Source organism: Streptomyces sp. NBC_00435, assembly GCF_036014235.1.
GTDB lineage: Bacteria > Actinomycetota > Actinomycetes > Streptomycetales > Streptomycetaceae > Streptomyces.
In genome coordinates this window covers 7,118,956-7,138,836 of record NZ_CP107924.1, presented here as the reverse complement: position 1 = coordinate 7,138,836, position 19,881 = coordinate 7,118,956, and the positions used below count along the sequence as shown (strand labels likewise).

Sequence of the window (19,881 nt, the reverse complement as noted above, 5' to 3'; positions counted from 1 at the left end):
AGACGCTGGAACAGCAAAATCGCCCGTGAAAGTTGCACTCACGGGCGACCGGTACTTCGGAACCATGACAGCTGCTGCTGACGTTACACGCACAGTGCTGCTCACACTACAAAAAGCTGGCAGGAGGAGGATCAGGGCGACGACGGAGGTACCAGTGGCGAGGCCGAGGGCCTCGACGGAGACCCTGACAGACAGGTGTCCGCATCTACCTCTTGGGTGATCCTCCGCACGCATTCGGGACCCAGTGGCTGGATTCCGTACCGGACCCCAATCGCCCCACCGACGCGACAGCCGTGCGCATGCGGACCCCCACCGTTTGTCCTTAACCGCGGTACGTCTCCAGCAGCCGCAGCCAGATCTCGCTGATCGTCGGGAACGCGGGCACCGCGTGCCACAGCCGGTCGATCGGCACCTGCCCCGCGACCGCGATGGTCGCCGCGTGCAGCAGCTCGGCCGCGCCCGGTCCCACGAAGGTGACGCCGAGCAGGACCTCGCGGTCCAGGTCCACCACCATGCGGGCCCGGCCCCGGTACCCGTCGGCGTACAGGCCCGCTCCGGAGACCTTGCCGAGGTCGTAGTCGACGGCGCGCACCCGGTGGCCGGCCCGTTCCGCCTCCGCCAGGGTCAGGCCCACCGACGCGGCCTCCGGGTCGGTGAAGACGGCCTGCGGGAGCGCCTCGGTGTCGGCGGTCGCCGCGTGCGCGCCCCAGGGACCGTTGTCCAGCGGCGCGCCGCCTTCCGCGCGGGCCGCGATGACGGCGCCCGCGATCCGGGCCTGGTACTTCCCCTGGTGGGTGAGCAGCGCCCGGTGGTTGACGTCACCCACCGCGTACAGCCAGTCGATCCCCGGGACCCGGCAGCTGTCGTCCACCGCGATCCACCCGCCCGGCGTGAGCCCGACGGTGTCCAGACCGATGTCCTCGGTGCGCGGGGACCGCCCCGTCGCCACCAGCAGCTCGTCGCCCTCCACCCGCTCGCCGCCCTCGAGCACCACGGTGACGGGCCCGGTCGGACCGTCCCGTACGACGGCCTCGACGGCCACGCCCGTACGGACCACCGCGCCGGCCTCGCGCAGCGCATCGGCGACCAGCTCCCCGGCGAACGGCTCCATGCGCGGGAGCAGCCCGGAGCCCCGTACGAGCAGGGTCACCCGGGAGCCGAGCGCCTGCCAGGCCGTGGCCATCTCCGCGGCCGCCACCGATCCGCCGACGATCAGCAGCCTGCCCGGCACCGCCTGTGCGGAGGTGGCCTCGCGGCTGGTCCACGGCCGGGCGCCTTCGATGCCCGGCACATCGGGGATCACGGCCCGGGTGCCGGTCGCGACGACCACGGCGTGCCGGGCGGAGAGCACGTGGTGCTCCCCCTCGGGGCTGGTGACGGCGACCTTCCGGACGCCGTAGAGCCGCCCGTGGCCCCGGTACACGTGGGCGCCGACCGACTCCAGCCAGTCGACCTGGCCGTCGTCCTTCCAGCTGCCGGTCCAGTAGTCCCGGTGCGCGAACACGGCCTGCGCGTCCAGCGGACCGGCCACGGCACCCGCCAGACCGGGCACCCGCCGCGCGTCGGCCCGGGCCAGCACGGGCCGCAGCAGCGCCTTGCTCGGCACGCAGGCCCAGTACGAGCACTCGCCGCCCAGCAGCTCGCCCTCCACCACGGCCGTACTGAGCCCGGCGGCGCGGGTCCGGTCGACGACGTTCTCGCCGGCCGGTCCCCCGCCGAGGACCACTACGTCGTACTCCACCGCTTCAGTCATACGGGCCAGTCTCACCGTCAGGCGGGTGCCCGTCACGCATCAGGCCTCCGGCGTGCCGGACTCCTCGGCCGCCGCGCCGTCGGCGCCGCTCTTCTCGGCGGCGATCTTCGTGCGCACCTCGTCCATGTCCAGGGCGCGGGCCTGCGCGATGAGGTCCGTCAGCGCGGCCTCCGGCAGCGCGCCGGGCTGGGAGAAGATCGCGACCTGATCCCGGACGATCATGAGGGTCGGGATCGAGCTGATCTGGAAGGCCCCGGCGAGCTCCTGCTGCGCCTCGGTGTCCACCTTGGCGAAGAGCAGGTCGGGATTGGCCTCGGAGGCCTTCTCGTAGACCGGGGCGAACTGCAGGCAGGGACGGCACCAGCCCGCCCAGAAGTCGATCAGTACGAATGAGTTCTCACTCACCGTCCGGTCGAAGTTCTCCTTGGTGAGTTCGACAGTAGCCACGGTATTCCAGACCTCCTGAGTGCTGCTCTGCTTGTTCTCCGTGAACGAACGACCGGCGCGAAGCATTCCTGGTCACGCCCCACGATTCTGCTCCCCTCCGCCGCGCACAAGGGGCTCCGCGCCCCCGCCGGACCGGCGCCACGGCCCTCCTCGGGTGCGCCTGCGGAGTGGACGGGTGCCGGCCCTGATGGCCACCGCCTAGAACGGGTGTCCGCCCGGGGTGGCCCGGAGCGTGGTCCAGCGCAGCTCGGTGAAGGCGTCCAGGTTCGCGTCGCCGCCGAAGCGGGCGCCGGTGCCGGACGCGCCGACGCCGCCGAAGGGGGCCACCGCCTCGTCGTTGACCGTCTGGTCGTTGACGTGCGCGATCCCGACCGGGATCCGCCCCGCCAGGTCCAGCCCGCGTGCCGCGTCACCGGTCACGATCCCGAGGGAGAGTCCGTAGGGGCCGGCGGAGGCGAGCTCCACCGCTTCCTCGTCCGTCGCGAAGGACCGTACCGGCGCGACCGGGCCGAAGACCTCCTGGGCGTAGGCGGGGCTGTCGTCGCCGACGCCCGCCAGCACCGTGGGCCGGTAGAAGAGGTCCCGGTGGGTCCCGCCCGCGAGGAGCTTGGCACCGCGTGCGGTGCTGGCCTCCACCAGGCCGTGGACCCGCTCCAGTTGGGATCGGTCGATGAGCGGTCCCAGGTGCACGCGCTCGCGGTACGGGTCACCGACCGCGAGTTCCTCCGCGCGCGCGGCGAGCCGCTCCACGAACTCGTCGTGGAGCGAGGTGTGGACGAGGTGCCGGCCCGTCGTCATGCAGATCTGCCCCTGGTGGAAGAAGGAGCCCCACGAGGCCTGCGCCACGGCTGCCTCCACATCGGCGTCACGGAGCACCACGAGCGCGGAGTTCCCGCCCAACTCAAGGTGGGTGCGCTTGAGGTGACGGCCCGCCAGTTCACCGACGGCCCGCCCGCTCGCCGTGGAACCGGTGAACGACACCACCCGGACCAGGGGATCGGCCACCACCGCCGCGCCCGTCTCCGCGCCGCCGGGCAGGACGTGCAGCAGCCCGCCCGGCAGACCGGCCGCCGCGAAGACGGCGGCGAGTGCGAGCCCGCCGCAGACCGCGGTGCGCCGGTCCGGCTTGAGGAGCACCGCGTTGCCGAGCGCGAGCGCGGGCGCGACCGAGCGGATCGAGAGGATCAGCGGGGCGTTGAAGGGCGCCACCACCCCGACCACACCGACCGGTTCGCGGCGGGTGAACGACAGCCGCGGCGCCTCGCTCGGCAGCACCTGGCCGGCCGGCCTCGAGGCCAGCGCCGCCGCCTCGTAGCACTCCTGCGCGGCGACGTGCAGCTCGAAGTCCGCCTTGCCCGGGATCGATCCGGACTCCCGCACCAGCCAGTCCCGCAACTCCTCGGAGTGCGTGGCGAACAGGTCCCCCGCCCGGCGCAGCAAGGCCGCCCGCTCCAAGTGGGCGGCCCGCGCCCATTGACGCTGGGCCGCGCGGGCCCGTACGGCGGTCTCCGCCACGTCGGCCGGGGCGGCCAGGTCGATGGTCGCGAGGGTCTGACCGGTGGCGGGTTCGACCACCGGGGCGGTACCGCCGGTCAGGGTGGGTCCGTCCTGCCAGAGCGTCGGATCGAGGAGCGGCATGGCGCGGGGCCTCCGGGTGCGGGCGGGCTTTGTGTGGGGGGGCGGCAGCACGCGCCATGCTGCCACCGCCCTGACCCGCGGGCATCAATTCCCTTCATTTACTGCGCAGTTACTCTCCCACTGTGACCGGAAACGATCGACTCCCCGGGGTGAGGTGAGGACATCGATGTCACTGCCGCCCGCTACCGCCATCGACCCCGCCACCGCCGACGAGCAGCGCGGGTCAGCGCTCGAGAACGAGGGCGATGCCCTGGCCCACACCGATGCAGAGCGCCGCTACACCGGTCCCGGATCCGGCCGCCGCCAGCTGGTGCGCCACCGAGCCCGCCAGCCGGGCCCCCGACGCGCCGAGCGGGTGCCCGATCGCGATGGCCCCGCCGCGCGGGTTGACCACGGCCGGATCCAGCTCCGGCCATGCGGCGAGACAGCCCAACGCCTGCGCGGCGAAAGCCTCGTTGAGCTCGAAGGCAGTCAGGTCCCCGAAACCGCGGCCCGCCTTGGCGAGAGCCCGCTCGACGGCGTCCACCGGTCCCAGGCCGAAGAGCTGGGGCTCGATCCCGGTGACGGCGGAGGCACTGATCCTGGCCAGCGGCTCCCGTCCGGTGGCGGCGAGGCCCTCCTCGTCCGTCAACAGCAGTGCGGCGGCGCCGTCGTTGAGCGGCGAGGCGTTCCCGGCGGTGACCGTGCCGGTGCCGTCGCTCCGGAAGGCGGGCTTCAGACGCGCGAGCGCCTCCGGGGTGGATCCCTCGCGAATGCACTCGTCCCGCAGCAGATCCACCCCCGCGTACGGAACGACCTCGGCGTCGTACTGCCCGGCGGACCAGGCCGCCGCCGCCTTGCGGTGGCTCTCCAGCGCGAAGGCGTCCTGCGCCTCCCTGCTGATGGAGTGCTTGTCGGCGACGAGCTCGGCGCCCTCGCCGAGGGAACCGGTCCACTCGGCGGGCATCCGGGGGTTGGTCATCCGCCAGCCGAGCGTGGTGGACCACATCTGCTGGTGCCCTGCGGGGTAGGTCCGCTCCGGCTTCTGCACCACCCATGGGGCCCGGGACATCGACTCGACACCGCCCGCGATGGCGACGGAGGCGTCGCCGAGCGCGATGGCCCGGGCCGCCTGGACGACCGCTTCGAGCCCGGAGCCGCAGAGCCGGTTGACGGTGACCCCCGGCACGGTCACGGGCAGCCCCGCGAGCAGCACCGCCATACGGGCCACGTCACGGTTGTCCTCGCCCGCGCCGTTGGCGTCGCCGAAGACGACGTCGTCGATGCGGGCCGGATCGAGTGCGGGCGTACGGTCCACGAGCGCCCGCACCACGTGGGCGGCCAGGTCGTCGGGGCGGACACCGGCGAGGGCGCCGCCGAACTTCCCGATCGGGGTGCGGACGGCGTCGACGACGTAGACGTCGCGGACGGTACGGATGCTCATGGAGTCCCTCCTGGGCGAGCGGCCGGCGGCGCGGCACACCGACACCGCTGTCCGGCCCGGCGCACGCTCCGCCCGCGCCCTGTGGGGCGCGCCCGAAGTCTCCGTCCCGCCGTCCCCGCCTGTCAACGGCCCCCAGCGGCCGGCCACGCCCCGACCTGCCGGTACCCGGCCCCCGGTCCGGGCTGCGCCTGGCCGCCGCTCCCCCGCTTCGTCCCCGCCCCGCCCGCGCCGCCCGCGCCGCCACCGCGCGCGGCAACCGTCGCGGCTACCGACCGGCAGCGGCGCGAGCGGGCACGGGCCGGCGGAGCCCCCGGTTCACGTCGACTCGCGCGGCAGCGCCACCGCCGCCATCAGGTCGTACCGCCGCACCACTGCCGAAGGCTCCCGTACCGCCTGATCCACCAGCCCCGCCAACCGCTCCCCCGTCGGCATCTCGATCTGCACCGTGCTCAGTCGCGGCCGAAGCAACCGTCCGATCAGCAGGTCGTCCGCCCCGATGACGGCGACGTCCTCCGGGACCCGCAGTCCCGCGTCCTGGAGGGCCCGCATCAGCAGCATCGCGTACTCGTCGTTGTACGCGAACACCGAGTCCAGCCCCAGCGACCGCCAGCGCTCCGCCAGCGCCGCCGCCGACTCCTCCGAGTAGGCCATCGGCAGGGCCACGACCTCCGATCCCGCCACGGACGCCGCCGCGGACCGCGCGCCCTCGAGCCGGGGGGTGGAGAACAGCTCCAGGCCCTCCTCCTCCGGCACGATCACACCGATCCGCCGCCGGCCGTGCTCCACCAGGTGCGCCGCCGCCCGCGCGCCGACCTCCGCCTGGTCCATGACCAGCGCGTGCGCCCCGGGAACGCTGACCGGACCCATCGTTATCACCGCACGCGCCCCGGCCCGCTTGAGCGTGGCCACGTTGTGCGCGGACAGGGTGATCTCCCCGAGGGAGATCACCGCGACCGGGCGCAGCTCGGCCCAGGCGCGCGCGGCCTCGTCACCGGTGAGGCCGAGGCTGCCGTACTGGACCACCGTGTAGTCGAGGCTGCGCAGCGCCCACTGCAACTCGTTGAGGAAGCTGCTGTACAGCGGTCCGATCGGCACGTGCGAGGTGGGCAGCAGCACGATGCGCGTGTGCCCGGCGCGCAGGCTGCGGGCGGCCGCGTGGGGGACGTAGCCGAGCTCCTCGGCGGCCGCGCGCACCTTGCGGCGGGTCGGCTCGCTGATGCGTACGGCCTCCGCGTTGTTCAGGACGTACGAGACCGTCGCGCGCGACACTCCGGCGAGCCGGGCCACGTCCGCGCTGGTCGGCACGGGCGGGGGCGGCGCGGGGGCGGCGGGTTCGGGGGCCGGGGGTGCGGGGGCCGGGGGTGCGGGGGCCGCGGGGTCGGCGGGGGCGGTCACCGCAGCCGTCGTGGGTGACGGCGACTCGGACGGCTTCGGCGGTTTCGATGACTGAGACATTGCCGTGGCATCTTTCCAGACCGGTTGCGCCCAGGGGCTAGCGGATGGCCGGAAACGAATGCTACACAGTGGTTACACGATTCATTGACACGTGTAACCCTGGCGTCACCCCAGCTTCACCAAGGGTGTCTCCACGGGTGTCCCCACACGTGCCGGTGCCGTTGCCCAGCCGTGCCGCCGCCCCGTCGCGTTCCGACGCACCCCCGCCGTCGTGACGGGGCGGCGCGCACCCCTTCCGGTACCGCCCCTTGGGTGCCGCGTTGTTCCGTACCTCCCTTCGTTTTGTACCTCCCTTCGTTTTGTACCTCCCTTCGTTCCGTAGCTCCTCGTTCCGTAGCTCCTCGTTCCGTAGCTCCTCGTTCCGTACCTCCTCGTCCCGTTACCCCCTTCACCAACTGCCCAGGAGGGCACCGTGGCCCTTTCCTCCCCCGGCACCGGCACCGCCGCCGCCACCACCGACGCCTGCGCCGACTCCTCCACCGGGTCCGGCCCCGGGTCCGGCCCCGGACGCGGACTGCTTCCCCTGCTCCTCGTCGGCAACGGAGCCATGTACGCGCTGTACATCGGTGTCGCCGGTGTACTCCTCGCGCTCCAGGTCGAAGACATCGACGCGGCCAACAAGGTCTCCAACTTCGGCCTGATCGCGGGGGTCTCGGCGATCTTCGCAACGGTCTTCAACCCCGTCGCCGGAGCCCTGTCCGACCGCAGCGGACGGCGCAACCCGTGGATCCTGGGCGGTGGACTCGCCGCGATACCGGCGATGTTCCTGCTGGGTCTCGCGGACACGATCCTGCTCATCACGATCGCCTGGTGCCTCGGCCAGGCCGTGATGAACATCTACCAGGCCGCCATCACCTCCGTGGTCCCCGACCGGGTACCGATGAGCGCCCGTGGCAAGGCCTCCGCCGCCGTCGGCCTCGGCCTGCCGCTGGGTTCCACCGTCGGCGCCCTGGTCGGCGCGGCCTTCTCGGACGACTACCGCACCGGGTACCTGATCTTCGGTGCGCTCGTCGCCGGCGCTGCCGTGTTGTTCACCGTCTGCACCCGCGAGCAGCGACGGCCCGCCAAGGCCGCGATGCCGGTCAAGGCACAGCTGGCAGCCTTCGCGAGCGCGCTCAAGGACCACGACTTCCGCTGGGCGTTCATCGGGCGGGCGCTGCTCGTCCTCGGCTACTTCTCGGTGAGCGGCTACCAGCTGTACATCCTCCAGGACCACACCGTGCTGCCCGACGGCATGAAGCCGGAGGCAGCCGTGGCGATCATGATGCCGCTGACCAGCGTGGCGATGGTCGCCTCCACCGTCCTGGGCGGATGGCTCTCCGACAAGTACGACCGCCGCAAGCTCTTCGTCGGCGCCTCCGCGCTGCTGTCCGCCGTCGCCCTGCTGATCCCGGCGCTGTCGACCAGCTGGACGGCGATGCTGGCCTTCGCCGTGATCAACGGCCTCGCGTTCGGCTCGTACATGGCCGTGGACACCGCGCTGGTGACGATGGTGCTCCCCAAGGCCGAGGACGCCGCGCGCGACATGGGCGTACTCAACATCGCCAATGCCGGCCCGCAGATCGTGGCCCCGTTCGTCGCCTCGGTGATCGTGTCCGTGAGCGGCGGCTACACGGCCCTGTTCGTCGCGGCGGCCGCGCTCGCCGTGGCAGGCGCACTGGCGGTCAAGCCGATCCGCGGCGTTCGGTAGGGATCGGTAGGGGTCGGTAAGGACCGATAAGGATCGATAGGGATCGGATCAGCTCTTGAGTGAGTTGTTTTGGTCTGTTGTGTTTGTGCTCAGCTCTGTACTCAGCAACCTTGATGCGAAAGGCACTACCGTGCAGCTCCACACCCACACCTGGGGTGAAGGCGACCGTATCGCCCTCCTGATCCACGGGATCATGGCCGACCACCGGACCTGGCGCCGGGTGGGTCCCGCCCTCGCCGACCGCGGCTACCGCGTCATCGCCGTGGACCTGCGCGGCCACGGTGCCAGCGGCCGAGGCGAGTACAGCCCGGAGGCCTTCGCCGACGACGTGGTCGAGACGCTCCCGGCCGGCGCCGAGCTCGCCATCGGGCACTCCCTGGGCGGCCTGACCCTCTCCTTCGCCGTCGACCGGCTGAAGCCGAGGCGGGCCGTGTTCTCCGACCCGGCATGGCACTTGGCAGAGCTCGGCGCAGGCTTCGGTCCCGAGATGTTCGCCCAGTTCAAGGCTGCGCCGAAGGAACAGATCCAGGCGATGAACCCGCGCTGGGAGGAAGTCGACGTGGACATCGAGCTGGCGACCCTGGCAGCCTGGGACGAGGCGACCGCGATGAGCCTCACCCCGCTGACGGGCATGGACTTGCTGCCGCCCGCGCCGGTGGTCCCGTCCCTCGTGCAGCTGGCCGACCCGAGCTTCCTCATCTCCCCGGAGCGCGCGGCGGTACTCAGAGAGCGCGGCTTCGAGGTCCGTTCGGTCGCCGGGGCCGGACACACCATCCACCGGGACGACTTCGACGGCTTCATGGGGTCGTTGGAGGGGTGGATCTGACGAGGGGAACGCTTCGTCAGATCCACTTCGTGGCCGCCAGGTGCTGCGGGTTGGTCGGGGGCGTTGACAGGGTCCGGGGGGAGCCCGGCAGTCCAGTGTCCTTTCGGCGCGGGCCGGCCCGTCAAGGGCGCTCCTCCTTCGTCGTCGCGTCGCTACGCGATGGCCTTCGGCCACCCTTGACCGACCGACCCACCCCGAAACGCCACAAGACTTCCGGGATCCCCCCGAGGAACGGCCGGGAGGGACGGATCGGGAGGAACGGGCAGACTGGCAGACCCCAGGCCCTTTCCCGCCGGTCATCCGAACCCGACACCCATCGGCACCGCCCAGCCGGACGGAATAGACGCCCGGGACAGTCAGAGCCTCCAGGAGCGGGGGGGTCGGCCACCCTTCCCGCACCTTCGCACGGCCAGCATGAGCGTAAGGACGACCCAGGGCCCCGGGCAGTCGGTGGGCGCATCAGATCGCTACACACTCCCACTCGGCTAAGCGACTGACCACCGTCCGTAGCTGGACAGACAGACAGACAGAAAATCAGCTCGACTTGCCTTGGCTCGGCTTGGCTCGGCTCTCGGGTCTGGGTTTTAGGCGGATACGAGGAGCTTCGCGGCCAGTGTTGCTCCGTCGGTGCGGATCGTGCCGGCCATGGCTTGGGCCCGCGCTCGGGTTTCGGGGGTCAGTGTCTTGGTGAGCGCGGTGGACAGGGAGTCGAAGGTGGGTGTCGGGTCGGTGTGAGCCGATCCGATGCCCAGTTCGGCCACGCGGGCGGCCCAGTACGGCTGGTCCGCGATCCGGGGGATCACCACCTGGGGTGCGCCTGCCCGGGTCGCTGTTGTCGTGGTGCCCGCGCCGCCGTGGTGCACTACGGCGGCCACTCGGGGGAACAGTGCCTGTTGGTTGACCTCGCCGACGACGAAGCAGTCGTCGGCGTCGTCGACGGGGGCCAGGTCCGCCCAGCCACGGGCGAGGAGTACGCGTCGGCCTTGGGCGCGGCACGCTTCGATGGCCACCCGGGCGATCCCCTTCGGGGCGTGTGCGGCCATGCTGCCGAAACCCACGTACACCGGTGGCGTACCCGCGTGCAGGAATGCCTCCAGCCCCTCCGGGAGGGGACGGTCGTCGGGGAGGATCCACGCTCCGGTCTGCACGATGTCCAGGTCCGTCATGCCCTGCGACGGACACAGTGTCGCGTCTGCCGCCAGCCACGGCTGGTTGGTGAATACGTGGTCGCGGACGTTGTCCACCGGCGGCAGACCGATCTCCGCCCGATGGGCGTTGAGCGACTCGCGGTACAACCCGTTCACCCTCTGGGCATCCTGCTCCCACAGCACCCGCTTGTCGGTCTCCCCCTGCGGGGACGGCTTGCCGGGCCTCGAGCCCGGAGCGAAGTGCGTCGACGGCAGTCCGTAGATGTGGAAGCACGCGTACACGTAGCGGATGCCCAGCTTCTCGGCCACGTCCCGTGCGCCGGCCGGCATCAGCCCGGTCGCCAGCAGTACGTCACATCCCTCGGCCGCAGCGGTGAGCGTCTCGAACCGCGCGGCAACCAGCGCGGGAGCGAGCCGGAACGCGTCCTTCGCCGTTGGCGGCCTCGGGCCGGCGACCACCGAGTGCACGGTCGGGCCGAGCGGCACCAGCGGCACACCGGCACGCTCCAGCAGCGTGGCGAACTCCTCGTCCGGCGGCGCGCACACCCGTACCTCCGCACCGAGCGCACGCAACCCGACCGCCAGTCCCACCAACGGCTCGACATCCCCGCGCGATCCCCACGCAGTCAGCAACACTCGCATCTCACAACTCCCATTTCCGCAGGTCCGCGCCTTGGACCGCCGATTCTGCGGTACATACCGGCCCTTGCCGCAAGCCCCCCGGTCCGCTATACGTTGAAGAGGGGCAGGAACCACGAACCCACTCGCAGTCGCTGAGCCGAGCGAGAGTGTGTAGCGATCTGACGCGCCCACCGACCGCCCGGGGCCCTGGGTCGTCCTTGCGCTCGTGCAAGCCGCGCGAAGTCTCGGCAAGGGTGGCCGACCCCCCGCTCCTGGAAGCTCTGACCGTCCCGGGCAGCCATCCGCTCCAGCTGGGCGGTCCTGACCGGTGACGGGTCTGGCTGACCGGCCCGAGAGGGCGCGTACGTCTCTGACGTGCCCGCTCCTCCCCATCCGTCCCTCCAGGCCGTTCCCCGGGGGGATCCCGGAAGTCTTGTGTTTTTCCGTGGTGGGACGGTCCGTCAAGGGTGGCCGAAGGCCATCGCGCAGCGACGCGACGACGAAGGAGGAGCGCCCTTGACGGACCGGCCCACCACGGAAGGACGCTCGACTGCCGGGACGCCCCCCGGCCCCCTCAACGCCCCCGACCAACCCGCCGCTCCCGCACCGCCCAGGTCGTCGCGACGGCACAGGCCACCCGGTAACCTCGCCCGAATGACGGCACTTTCACACCACAGCAGCGGCCACCTCGAGCAGCCCGGCCGGGACGGCGACACCGCGACCGCCGAGGCCGATCCGCATGCCATCGGGCCGGTGCAGACCTCCTACGCCCCCGATCGCGACGGGGATCCCGACCCCGGCGAGATCGTGTGGACCTGGGTCCCCTATGAGGAGAACGACGGGCGCGGCAAGGACCGCCCGGTGCTGGTCGTGGCCCGCGAGGCGGCCGGCACGCTCCTGGCCGTGCAGTTGTCCAGCAAGCGGCACGACCAGGACCGGGAGTGGGTCCCCATCGGGACCGGGCCGTGGGACAGCGCCGGCCGGGAGTCCTGGGTGGACGTGGACCGGGTGCTGCGCGTACACGAGGACGGCATGCGGCGCGAAGCGTGCGCGCTGGACCGGGGGCGGTTCCAGCTGGTGGTGGACCGGCTGCGCGAGCGGTACGGCTGGCGGTAGCCGCCCGGGCAGAGGTGTGGCCGCCAGGGGCGCACCTCGGCCGCCGCAGCCCTTCAGCCGAAGCGCACGCTGTGCGGAACGGCCGCTGCGAAGCGGGCCAAGGTGCCGGGCCGGAGCACCAGCGCGGACGGACCCTCGCAGTCGCGTTCGGCGAAGAGCGAGGCCCGGGCGTTGGTGGCGTTCCGCGCGCTCCTCGCACCGCTCACCAGCAGGAAGCACTCACCGTTCACGGGGTTCTCCAGGGTGAAATCATCCTCGTTCACGTTGACGTACCTGAATTCGCCCGCGGCCGCGTGGGCGCTGGTGGACAGCCCCATGCACAGGGTCAGGGCCGCGCCGACCGTCACGGTCGTCCTCACCGCGCTCTTCAGCGCATACCTCAACGCCCGCATCGCGCTCATACGAATTCCCCTCGACGTCACCGACAGTCAGGTCCGATCACGATCGGTGTCGTGATCACGACCAGTGTCGAGATCCCCTGGCGCGCACCCCAGGGATCACCGCGGCCGTCACCCGAATGCGGGGAGCGGAGGCGCGCCTGGAGCTGGTGCGCGCGACCCGCGCCCCTCCGCGCCCCCTACCCGCCCCCTCCGCGCTCCCTCCCCGCTCCTCGCGCCGTCCGGTACGCCTCAGCGCTTCAGCGCCCTTCGGCACCCACGAGGTCCGCCAGTACCCGCTCGAAGGTCTCGCGCGTCTGCGGCTTGCGGTCGAGCACCCCGAACACCACCCGTTCGAAAACCCCCGCGAAGCGCCCCGCCAGCAGGCCTCGGAAGGCCTCCGCCACCTGGGCCGGGTCGTTCTGGAAGACCCCGCAGCCCCACGCCCCCAGCACCAGGCCCCGGTACCCGTGCAGCGCCGCCACCTCCAGCACCAGCTCCGCCCGGCGCGCGAGGGCGGCCGGGATCTCCGGCACCCGCTGCGGCTCCTGGCGGCGGATCGTGCCCGCGTTCGGGGCCGGGGAGGTGAGGAAGCCCGCCCGGAAGGGGGTGTCCAGCAGATCGCCCCGGTCGTCGCGGAAGACGGGGACCCCGGGCGAGTGAATCACCCGGTCGGTGTAGAACGTGCTGACCTCGGCGCGGTGGATCCCGTAGTACTCCGGAGCCTCCAGGAGGGTCTCGTAGAGCGCCGAGGCGCGGCAGAGCGCCTCCTCCTGGGCCTTGGCCCCGCGGACGTAGCCGCCCCCGGGATTGCGGGCCGAAGCGAAGTTCAGGACGGCCACCGAGGCCTGCCCGGGGTGGTCCCCCGCGAGCCTGCGGGCAGCGACCGTACTGCTTTCGTCGGTGACCTCGACGGCGGTCCTGCCGGCACCCGACAGGATCAGTTCGCCTGGATCGACCCGGTTTGGCCCATATATCCTGGTTCCTGCCTTGGCTTCCGCCACGGCGGCGGCGAGTGCCACCTGCCGCCCCGACCGCGTCCGGTAACCCCCGGCCGCCACGATCTCCGCGTTCTCCCGCGCGATCTCGCGCAATCTGCCGCTCATGCGGTGATCTTCGACGCTCCGGCGGAGCGTTTCAAGGGATTTTGTGCCCCAACGGACGGGTAGGCGGGTTCATGTCACAGCCGACGAAGCGAGACGAGGGCCCCGTCATGCCCCAGGACGCCGCATCACCTGGCTCAGCCGTACCCACTCCCCTGACCGAAACCGCCGCCGAGGAACTGGTCCACGGCATCTGCTTCAAGACCGGCCCGCCCCGACTGCTCGGAGCCGAGCTCGAATGGCTGGTGTTCGACGCCGAGCACCCCGACCGGCCCGTGTCACACGAGCGGCTCTCCGCCGCGCACGACGCCGCCCACGCGCTTGCCCTGAGTTCCCGCGTCACCGTCGAGCCCGGCGGTCAGCTGGAGCTGAGCTCCGCCCCCGCCGCTTCCCTGACCGGGTGCGTGGACGGCCTCCAGGCCGATCTGGTCGCCGTCAGGGCCGCCCTGGGCGAGCGGGGCCTGGTGCTGCGCGGTCTCGGCCAGGACCCGCGCGGCCCCCTGCGGCGGATGCTGACCAGCCCGCGCTACGAGGCCATGGAGACCTACTTCGACCGCACCGGGCCGGCCGGGCGCGCCATGATGTGCGCCTCCGCGTCCGTCCAGGTCTGTGTGGACGCCGGTCACGAGGAGCCGGGCCCGCTGGGCCACGGCCGCCGCTGGCGCCTCGCCCACCTCCTCGGCGCGGTACTGGTCGCGGCCTTCGCCAACTCCCCCGCACACGAAGGCCCGTACGCCGGCTGGCGGTGTGCCCGCCAGGGGGTCTGGAGCGACCTCGACACCCGCCGCTGCCTGGCCCCGCCGCTGGAGGCGGAGCCCCGCGGCGCGTGGACCCGGCAGGCGCTGGACACCGAGGTGATGTGCGTGCGGAGCGACGGGGAGGGCGGGCCCTGGGCGGTGCCGCGCGGGCTGACCTTCCGCGACTGGCTGCGCTCCGGTGGCCCCCGGCCGGCGACCGCCGGGGATCTGGACTACCACCTGACCACGCTCTTCCCGCCGGTACGCCCCCGCGGCCATCTGGAGCTGCGGATGATCGACGCCCAGCCCGGCGAGGACGGCTGGCTGGTTCCGGTGGCCGTCGTGCACGCGCTGTTCGACGACCCGGAGGCCGCGGAGACCGCGTACCGGGTGGCGAAGGGACTGGCCGACTCCTACGGTTCCCAGCCCGCGCCGCGCAATCCGCTGTGGCGCCACGCCGCGCGGCACGCCCTGTCCGACCCGGAGCTGAGGTCCGCCGCCCGCGCCTGCTTCCGGGCCGCCGCCGCGGCGCTGCCCCGGCTGGGAGCGAGCAGTCATGTCAGCGACACGGTGGGCGAGTTCACCGAGCGCTACGCGTTCCGTGGACGTTGCCCCGCCGACGACCGGGCCGAGCCGCAGGGGACCGGGAAGCCGCAGTCACGGAAGCAGGCCCGGACACAGGCACAGGCACAGGCCCGAACCCAGCCGTATCCGCGCCCACATCCGCAGCCGGCCGGCGAGGAGGCACGCTCATGACCACCGAACCGGAGCTGCTGCGCGAGCGGGCCGCCGCCGCCCTGACCGCGGCACGGATCCGTACGGCCGGACTCACCGATCCCGTCACCGACCGGGACCTGACCGCCCAGCACTCCCCTCTGATGTCTCCGCTCGTGTGGGACCTCGCACACATCGGGAACATGGAGGAGCTCTGGCTGCTGCGCAACGTCGCCGGCCGGGAGTCCCTGCACCCCGAGATAGACCCGCTCTACGACGCGTTCGAGCATCCCCGTTCGGAGCGCCCGAAGTTGCCGCTGCTGGACCCGGACGAATCCCGCCGGTACGCCGCCGAAGTGCGCGGGCGGGTCTTCGACCTGCTGGAGCGCACCCCACTGGAGGGCACGGCGCTGCTGGACGACGGCTACGTCTTCGGGATGATCGCCCAGCACGAACAGCAGCACGACGAGACCATGCTGATCACTCATCAACTCCGGCATGGCGCCCCCGTGCTCACGGCGCCCGATCCCGAGCCGCCGCAAGGACCGCCACCACCTGCGGGCGAAGTCCTCGTACCCGCCGGGCCGTTCACGATGGGCACCTCCGCGGAGCCGTGGGCGCTGGACAACGAGCGGCCCGCGCACCAGCGGGACACGGAGGCGTACTGGATCGACACGGTGCCGGTGACCAACTCCGCGTACCAGGTGTTCATGGCGGACGGCGGCTACCGGCAGGAGCGGTGGTGGGCCCCGGCCGGCTGGGAGGAGATCCGCCGGCACGGGATCGAGGCCCCGCTGTTCTGGCACCGTGAGGGCGAGGTCTGGCTGCGCCGCCGCTTCGGGGTCACCGAGCCGGTGCCCGGGGACGAGCCGGTGCTGCACGTCAGCTGGTACGAGGCCGATGCGTACGCCCGCTGGGCGGGGCGCAGGCTGCCCACCGAGGCGGAGTGGGAGAAGGCCGCCCGCCACGATCCGGGGACCGGCCGGTCCACCCGCTACCCGTGGGGCGACGTGGACCCCACGCCCGCGCACGCCAATCTCGGCCAGCGCCATCTGCGGCCGGCCCGCGCGGGCGCGTATCCGGCCGGCGCCTCCCCGCTCGGGGTGCGCCAGCTGATCGGGGACGTGTGGGAATGGACGGCTTCGGACTTCCTCCCGTACCCCGGGTTCCGGGCGTTCCCCTACCGCGAGTACTCGGAGGTGTTCTTCGGCTCGGAGCACAAGGTGCTGCGCGGCGGGTCCTTCGCCGTGGACCCCGTGGCCTGCCGCGGAACCTTCCGCAACTGGGACCTGCCGGTGCGCCGCCAGATCTTCTCCGGCTTCCGGACCGCACGCGACGCAGGACCCGCGGTGACCGCCTGATGTGCCGTCACCTCGCTTATCTGGGACCACTCGTGAGCCTCGGCCGGCTGCTGAGCGAGCCCGAGCACTCCCTGGTACGGCAGTCGTGGGAGCCGCGCCGACAGCGGCACGGAACGGTCAACGCCGACGGTTTCGGCGTCGGTTGGTACGCCGAGGACGATCCGGTGCCCGCCCGCTACCGGCGGGCCCGGCCGGTCTGGGGCGACCTGACCTTCAGCGACCTCGCCCGGGTGGTCCGCAGCGAGGCCGTGCTGGCCGCCGTACGGGACGCCACGCGGGCCGGGGCGGACGGGGAGGCCGCGGCCGCGCCGTTCGCGGAGGGGCCGTGGCTGTTCAGCCACAACGGGGCCCTGCGGGACTGGCCGAACTCCGCGGCCCCGCTCGCGGCCCGGCTGGCGCCGCAGGAGTTGCTCTCGCTGGCCGCGCGTACGGATTCGGCGCTGATCTGGGCGCTGGTCCTGCACCGGCTGCGCGAGAAGCCCGACCTCGGCGCGGCGCTCGCCGGGCCGGTGCGGGAGCTGGCCGCGGCCGCGCCCGGATCACGGCTGAACCTGCTGCTGACCGACGGACTGATGATCGCGGCGACGGCCTGGGGGGATTCGCTCTGGTACCTGTCCGACGCGGCCGCGCAGCGCACGGTGGTCGCGTCGGAGCCCTACGACGACGATCCGCGCTGGTGCGAGGTGCCCGACCGGACCCTGCTTACCGCAACCCGCACCCGGATCGACCTCGTCTCCCTGAAGGAGACCCCCACCGGCGCACCGCACCAAGGAGACGAACGCCCGTGAACGACTTCCAGCTGACCCGCACCCTCGACGAGCACGCCGCCGAGACCGCGCTGCGTACGGATGTGCGCAACGGGCTGACCGGGTCCCCGAAGACGCTGCCGCCCAAGTGGTTCTACGACGCGCGCGGCAGTGAACTCTTCGAGGACATCACCCGGTTGCCCGAGTACTACCCGACGCGCGCCGAACGGGAGATCCTGCTGGAGCGGGCGCAGGAGATCGCTTCGGAGAGCGGTGCCCGGACCCTGGTGGAACTGGGTTCCGGCTCTTCGGAGAAGACCCGGCACCTGATCGAGGCGCTGCCCGCGCTGGACACGTACGTACCGGTGGACGTGAGCGAGAGCGCGCTGACCGGGGCGGCCGAGGCGCTGCTGGCGGATCATCCGGGTCTGCGCGTACACGCGTTGGTGGCCGATTTCACCCGGGCGCTGCGGCTGCCGGACTCCCCCGGGCCCCGGCTGGTGGTGTTCCTGGGCGGCACGATCGGGAACCTGCTGCCGGCGGAGCGGGCGGTGTTCCTGGCGGACGTACGGGCGATGCTGTCGCCCGGGGACGCGCTGCTGATGGGGACGGACCTGGTGAAGGACCCGGCGGTTCTGGTGTCGGCCTACGACGACGCGCAGGGGGTGACTGCCGAGTTCAACAGGAACGTGCTGTCCGTCATCAACCGGGAGTTGGGCGCGGACTTCCACACCGCCGACTTCGCTCACGTGGCGGTGTGGAACCGGGAGCACGAGTGGATCGAGATGCGGCTGCGGGCCCGGACGCCCGCGGTGGTGAAGGTCCGGGCGCTGGATCTGGAGGTGCCCTTCGAAGCGGGTGAGGAGATCCTGACGGAGATCTCGGCGAAGTTCCGTCAGGAGGGACTCCGGAAGGAACTGGCGTCCGCGGGACTTGAGTTGACCCATTGGTGGACGGACGCCGCGGGCCGGTTCGCCCTGTCGCTGTCAGTGGCGGACGGCATCGGCACCGACGGCTGGGCGGGGACGCCCGGCAGGAGTGGGCGTGCCGATCCCGCCGACGGACCGGGTTCCCCGAGCACGGCGCTCTGAGCGGCGGCCGCGAGGTCCCGCCGGTCCGTGTGCCGGCCCGGCGGGATCCGCGGCAGCAGCCACACCTCGGCGCGCACCCCGCGGGCCCGCGCGATCCGCCAGAGCGAGGCGGTCAGCGGATCGTCCCCGACGAACGCGGGTGCCCCGGCCGGACTCCCGTCGTCGAGCAGGTAGGCGATCCGTACGGGCTGTACGGGCACCCGCGCGTCCAGCGCGGCCTGGAACGCGGCCCGGCGGAAGGGTCCTTGGGCGCGCCCGCACCAGGTGGACCCCTCGGGGTAGACGGTGACCCGGTCGCCGGCGAGCAGGGCCCGGGTGACGGTGGCGACGGTGGCGGGCAGGGCGCGGATCCGGTCGCGCTCGATGTACAGGGTGCCGGCCTGCCGGGAGAGCGGGCCGAGGACGGGCCAGTTCCGGATGTCACTCTTGGCCAGCATCCGGGAGGGCATGACGGCGGCGACGAGTGGGATGTCGAGCCAGGAGATGTGGTTGGAGACGATCAGGCGACCGCCGTCCGGGCCCGGGCTCCCGTGCACGGTGATCCGCAGGCCGAAGGCGCCCAGCAGCGCGGCCGCCCAGGCGCGGACGACCACGTGCCGGGGCCGTTGCGGCAGCAGGCGCAGCGGCGGGGCGCCGATGATCCCGAGCAGGATCAGTGCGACGGCCGCGGCGAGCCTCAGTACGGCGCGCGGCACGCTCGCGGTGCGGCCCTCGTGGTCGGCGCAGACGACGGGGGTGCAGGGCGAGGTCGGGAGCCAGACGCTCATGCGACCGGGGCGAGCGCGAGGAAGTGCTTGAGGTAGCGGGGGTTGGTGCGGCGCAGGGAGAGCAGGACGTACAGGTCGGCGCAGCCGAACTCGGCGTCGAGGGCGGGCTCGCCGCAGACCCAGGCGCCCAGGCGCAGGTAGCCGCGCAGCAGTGGGGGCAGTTCCGTGCGGGCGGGGAAGTCGATGCCCCCGGGGCTCCAGGGGCGGTGCGGGGTGACCCGGTACTCGACGGGGGCGAGGTTGCGGGTGAGGACGTTCTCTCGGGTGGCGGCGGCGAGGACCCCGCCGTCGGCGAGCGGTACCGAGCAGCAGCCGGCGAGCCAGTTGTGCCCGGAGCGGTCCATGTAGCGGGCCAGACCGGCCCAGATGAGGGCGATGACGGCGCCGTTGCGGTGGTCGGGGTGGACGCAGGAGCGGCCGACCTCGACCAGGTCGGGGCGGATGGGGGCGAGGGCGGAGAGGTCGAACTCACCCTCGGAGTAGAGGCGTCCGGCGACGGCGGCGCGTTCGGGCGGCAGCAGCCGGTACGTGCCGACGACCTGCCCGGTCTCCTCGTCGACGACCAGGAGGTGGTCACAGTAGGCGTCGAAGGCATCGACGTCCAGGCCCGGCTCGGGGCCGTCCAGCCGGGCGCCGAGCTCGCCGGCGAAGACCAGGTGGCGCAGCCGCTGGGCGGCGCGCACCTCGTCCTCGTCGCGGGCGAGGCGTACGGCGTAGCGGGGTGCGGGGGCCGCGGGCCGGGCGGGCTCCGGGACGGAGGCGAGGGGCGGGGTGGAAGGGGACAGGGCGGAAGGGGACAGGGCGGTCGGGGACACGACGGACGGGGACAGGGGTGCGATGGTCATGGCGGCTCCTGGTCCGGCACGGG

Annotated in this window: 16 protein-coding genes and 1 pseudogene; 7 read left to right on the top strand and 10 right to left on the bottom strand. The window is 72.6% G+C overall.

What is annotated here, in order from left to right; genetic code table 11:
• Positions 1-322: 322 nt before the first annotated feature.
• From OG389_RS32175 to OG389_RS32155, 5 genes are all read right to left on the bottom strand, one after another.
• A complete protein-coding gene (locus tag OG389_RS32175) occupies positions 323-1,753 on the bottom strand; it encodes a dihydrolipoyl dehydrogenase family protein (protein ID WP_328302194.1) in 1,431 nt (476 codons plus the stop codon).
• 39 nt (positions 1,754-1,792) lie between these two features.
• Positions 1,793-2,266, bottom strand: a complete 474-nt coding sequence (locus OG389_RS32170) for a thioredoxin family protein (RefSeq protein ID WP_328302193.1) — start codon at positions 2,264-2,266, stop codon at positions 1,793-1,795.
• A gap of 132 nt (positions 2,267-2,398) precedes the next feature.
• On the bottom strand, positions 2,399-3,838 hold the full coding sequence (locus OG389_RS32165; protein WP_328302192.1) for an aldehyde dehydrogenase family protein: 1,440 nt from the start codon (positions 3,836-3,838) through the stop codon (positions 2,399-2,401).
• Positions 3,839-4,061: 223 nt separating this feature from the next.
• Positions 4,062-5,261 carry a thiolase family protein gene (locus OG389_RS32160; RefSeq protein ID WP_328302191.1) on the bottom strand — a complete coding sequence of 400 codons (1,200 nt, stop codon included), beginning with the start codon at positions 5,259-5,261 and terminating at the stop codon, positions 4,062-4,064.
• A 315-nt stretch (positions 5,262-5,576) separates the two neighbouring features.
• Positions 5,577-6,566 (bottom strand): LacI family DNA-binding transcriptional regulator, encoded by a 990-nt coding sequence (locus tag OG389_RS32155; RefSeq protein WP_328304261.1) that lies wholly within the window; start codon positions 6,564-6,566, stop codon positions 5,577-5,579.
• Between the two features lie 562 nt (positions 6,567-7,128).
• Here OG389_RS32155 and OG389_RS32150 point away from each other — a divergent pair.
• Together OG389_RS32150 and OG389_RS32145 are read left to right on the top strand one after the other, a co-directional pair.
• Entirely contained in the window at positions 7,129-8,406 is a 1,278-nt protein-coding gene (locus tag OG389_RS32150; protein ID WP_328302189.1) for an MFS transporter, read from the top strand.
• 130 nt (positions 8,407-8,536) lie between these two features.
• Positions 8,537-9,232 (top strand): alpha/beta fold hydrolase, encoded by a 696-nt coding sequence (locus OG389_RS32145; RefSeq protein ID WP_328302187.1) that lies wholly within the window; start codon positions 8,537-8,539, stop codon positions 9,230-9,232.
• A gap of 584 nt (positions 9,233-9,816) precedes the next feature.
• Here the strand turns inward: OG389_RS32145 and OG389_RS32140 are convergent.
• A complete protein-coding gene (locus OG389_RS32140; RefSeq protein ID WP_328302185.1) occupies positions 9,817-11,022 on the bottom strand; it encodes a glycosyltransferase in 1,206 nt (401 codons plus the stop codon).
• Between the two features lie 633 nt (positions 11,023-11,655).
• Here OG389_RS32140 and OG389_RS32135 point away from each other — a divergent pair.
• On the top strand, positions 11,656-12,117 hold the full coding sequence (locus OG389_RS32135) for a type II toxin-antitoxin system PemK/MazF family toxin (protein ID WP_328302183.1): 462 nt from the start codon (positions 11,656-11,658) through the stop codon (positions 12,115-12,117).
• 53 nt (positions 12,118-12,170) lie between these two features.
• Here OG389_RS32135 and OG389_RS32130 read toward each other — a convergent pair whose 3' ends face one another.
• Together OG389_RS32130 and OG389_RS32125 are read right to left on the bottom strand one after the other, a co-directional pair.
• On the bottom strand, positions 12,171-12,518 hold the full coding sequence (locus tag OG389_RS32130; protein ID WP_328302181.1) for a hypothetical protein: 348 nt from the start codon (positions 12,516-12,518) through the stop codon (positions 12,171-12,173).
• A 236-nt stretch (positions 12,519-12,754) separates the two neighbouring features.
• A complete protein-coding gene (locus OG389_RS32125; protein WP_328302179.1) occupies positions 12,755-13,600 on the bottom strand; it encodes a TIGR02452 family protein in 846 nt (281 codons plus the stop codon).
• A gap of 71 nt (positions 13,601-13,671) precedes the next feature.
• Here OG389_RS32125 and egtA point away from each other — a divergent pair, with 71 nt between their 5' ends.
• From egtA to egtD, 4 genes are read left to right on the top strand one after another with little or no spacing between them, the layout of a single operon-like run.
• Complete coding sequence (gene egtA, locus OG389_RS32120; RefSeq protein ID WP_443059374.1) at positions 13,672-15,090, top strand: ergothioneine biosynthesis glutamate--cysteine ligase EgtA; 1,419 nt, start codon at positions 13,672-13,674, stop codon at positions 15,088-15,090.
• The gene (gene egtB / locus OG389_RS32115; RefSeq protein WP_328302177.1) at positions 15,087-16,409 is read left to right on the top strand and encodes an ergothioneine biosynthesis protein EgtB; all 1,323 of its coding nucleotides are present in this window, start codon (positions 15,087-15,089) and stop codon (positions 16,407-16,409) included. Before egtA ends, egtB begins: the two co-directional genes overlap by 4 nt.
• Positions 16,409-17,197 (top strand): ergothioneine biosynthesis protein EgtC, encoded by a 789-nt coding sequence (egtC, locus tag OG389_RS32110; protein WP_328302175.1) that lies wholly within the window; start codon positions 16,409-16,411, stop codon positions 17,195-17,197. The genes egtB and egtC overlap by 1 nt, the downstream gene beginning before the upstream one ends.
• Positions 17,194-18,246 (top strand): L-histidine N(alpha)-methyltransferase, encoded by a 1,053-nt coding sequence (gene egtD, locus OG389_RS32105; protein WP_328302173.1) that lies wholly within the window; start codon positions 17,194-17,196, stop codon positions 18,244-18,246. The genes egtC and egtD overlap by 4 nt, the downstream gene beginning before the upstream one ends.
• A 236-nt stretch (positions 18,247-18,482) precedes the next feature.
• Here egtD and OG389_RS32100 read toward each other — a convergent pair.
• A pseudogene (locus tag OG389_RS32100) lies at positions 18,483-19,013 on the bottom strand (lysophospholipid acyltransferase family protein); the annotation flags it as partial.
• Positions 19,010-19,858 carry a GNAT family N-acetyltransferase gene (locus OG389_RS32095; protein WP_328302171.1) on the bottom strand — a complete coding sequence of 283 codons (849 nt, stop codon included), beginning with the start codon at positions 19,856-19,858 and terminating at the stop codon, positions 19,010-19,012. The gene OG389_RS32095 and the pseudogene OG389_RS32100, both read right to left, overlap by 4 nt.
• Between the last annotated feature and the right edge of the window lie 23 nt (positions 19,859-19,881).

Coding starts and splice junctions, on each gene's coding strand:
- OG389_RS32175 (WP_328302194.1), bottom strand. CDS start 1,753: ATGACTGAAGCGGTGGAGTACGACGTAGTGGTCCTCGGCGGGGGACCG.
- OG389_RS32170 (WP_328302193.1), bottom strand. CDS start 2,266: ATGCTTCGCGCCGGTCGTTCGTTCACGGAGAACAAGCAGAGCAGCACT.
- OG389_RS32165 (WP_328302192.1), bottom strand. CDS start 3,838: ATGCCGCTCCTCGATCCGACGCTCTGGCAGGACGGACCCACCCTGACC.
- OG389_RS32160 (WP_328302191.1), bottom strand. CDS start 5,261: ATGAGCATCCGTACCGTCCGCGACGTCTACGTCGTCGACGCCGTCCGC.
- OG389_RS32140 (WP_328302185.1), bottom strand. CDS start 11,022: ATGCGAGTGTTGCTGACTGCGTGGGGATCGCGCGGGGATGTCGAGCCG.
- OG389_RS32135 (WP_328302183.1), top strand. CDS start 11,656: ATGACGGCACTTTCACACCACAGCAGCGGCCACCTCGAGCAGCCCGGC.
- OG389_RS32130 (WP_328302181.1), bottom strand. CDS start 12,518: ATGAGCGCGATGCGGGCGTTGAGGTATGCGCTGAAGAGCGCGGTGAGG.
- OG389_RS32125 (WP_328302179.1), bottom strand. CDS start 13,600: ATGAGCGGCAGATTGCGCGAGATCGCGCGGGAGAACGCGGAGATCGTG.
- egtA (WP_443059374.1), top strand. CDS start 13,672: ATGTCACAGCCGACGAAGCGAGACGAGGGCCCCGTCATGCCCCAGGAC.
- egtB (WP_328302177.1), top strand. CDS start 15,087: ATGACCACCGAACCGGAGCTGCTGCGCGAGCGGGCCGCCGCCGCCCTG.
- egtC (WP_328302175.1), top strand. CDS start 16,409: ATGTGCCGTCACCTCGCTTATCTGGGACCACTCGTGAGCCTCGGCCGG.
- OG389_RS32095 (WP_328302171.1), bottom strand. CDS start 19,858: ATGACCATCGCACCCCTGTCCCCGTCCGTCGTGTCCCCGACCGCCCTG.